The following is a 1419-nucleotide window of genomic DNA, read 5'->3' as shown; positions in this document are numbered from 1 at the left end:
TTCTCAGTCCAACTAATGGGGAGCAGTTCAAAAGCCACTCACCAGGGGTTTTAACTCGTGCGCCCGAAGGGATTCGAACCCCTAACCTTCTGATCCGTAGTCAGATGCTCTATCCGTTGAGCTACGGGCGCAACAGGGCATAACTATACATGCCCTCCTGCAGAAGCAACAAATCGCAGCGCAGCGCGCTAAAAAAGCCATATTTTTACACGCATAAACCTAGTGGTGGCCCGAATAACCGGCGTAACCTTAAAAGCCGAACCAAGCCACCACTCCAACGAAAGGAACACGCATGGCGACAATCAAGGCCGGCATCGTGGGGTACGGCAACCTCGGCAAGTCCGTCGAAGCCGTCATCAAGCAGACCAGCGACATTGAACTGGTGGGCGTCTTCTCGCGCCGCGACAGCCTCGACACCGACGCGCCGGTCATCCCTGTTGCAGACGTGGCTGAGTACGCAGACAAGATCGACGTTCTCTACCTCTGCCTCGGCTCCGCCACCGATATCCCGGAGCAGGCACCGGAGTTCGCGAAGTACGCCTGCACCGTGGACACCTACGACAATCACCGCGACGTCGCCCGCCACTACTCCGCGATGCAGGACGTCGCCGAGAAGGCTGGCAACGTCGCCGTCGTCTCCACCGGCTGGGACCCGGGCATGTTCAGCCTCAACCGCGTGTACGCAGCCGCCGTGCTGCCGGGCGCGCAGCAGAACACCTTCTGGGGCCCGGGCCTCTCCCAGGGCCACTCCGACGCCCTGCGCCGCATCGAGGGCGTTGCCTCCGCCGTCCAGTACACCCTCCCGGCCGAGGAGGCTCTGGACAAGGCTCGCCGCGGTGAGGCCGAAGGCATCACCGGCAAGAACGCCCACAAGCGCCAGTGCTTCGTCGTCCCAGAAAGCGACGACGCCGCGCTGAAGGAGCGGATCGAAAACGACATCCGCACCATGCCGGACTACTTCGTCGGCTACGAGGTTGAGGTGAACTTCATCAGCCAGGAGGAGTTCGACAAAAACCACACCGGCATGCCACACGGCGGCCACGTGATCACCACCGGTGAGCTGGGTGCGACCCGCACCCACCACACCGTGGAATACACCCTGGAGCTGGACCGCAACCCAGACTTCACCGCAGCCGTGCAGGTCGCATACGGTCGCGCTGCCCACCGCCTGAAGGAGTCCGGCCAGACCGGCGCCTTCACCGTGCTGGAGATCGCACCGTACCTGCTGAGCGAGAAGTCCCTGGAGGACATGCTCCGCGAGGACGTCTAAGCACCTCACTCCGCCGCCAGGCTGGCGCGGACACACAGAAGGGTCGCCACGGAATGAACCGTGGCGGCCCTTCTGACGTCGTAAAAAGAAAATGGAAAGAAAACAGGGGTTAAGGGTCAAAAAGTGTGTCCGGAATCGCCGATTTTCAG

1 protein-coding gene and 1 tRNA gene are annotated in these 1419 nt (G+C 61.7%); one reads left to right on the top strand and one right to left on the bottom strand.

What is annotated here, in order from left to right:
- Positions 1–58: 58 nt before the first annotated feature.
- A tRNA-Arg gene (locus HMPREF3097_RS09030) sits at positions 59–131 on the bottom strand.
- Positions 132–292: 161 nt separating this feature from the next.
- Between HMPREF3097_RS09030 and HMPREF3097_RS09025 the strand changes: the two genes are divergently transcribed.
- Positions 293–1270: a diaminopimelate dehydrogenase gene (locus HMPREF3097_RS09025; protein WP_012361163.1), complete on the top strand. Its 978-nt coding sequence runs from the start codon at positions 293–295 to the stop codon at positions 1268–1270.
- The last annotated feature ends 149 nt before the right edge of the window (positions 1271–1419 follow it).

The sequence above is a fragment of the Corynebacterium sp. HMSC27B11 genome, assembly GCF_001815985.1.
In the GTDB taxonomy this organism is placed as follows: Bacteria; Actinomycetota; Actinomycetes; order Mycobacteriales; family Mycobacteriaceae; genus Corynebacterium.
The sequence above is the reverse complement of the archived record's forward strand: the minus strand, read 5'-3'. Positions and strand labels throughout refer to the sequence as shown.

Coding starts and splice junctions, on each gene's coding strand:
- HMPREF3097_RS09025 (WP_012361163.1), top strand. CDS start 293: ATGGCGACAATCAAGGCCGGCATCGTGGGGTACGGCAACCTCGGCAAG.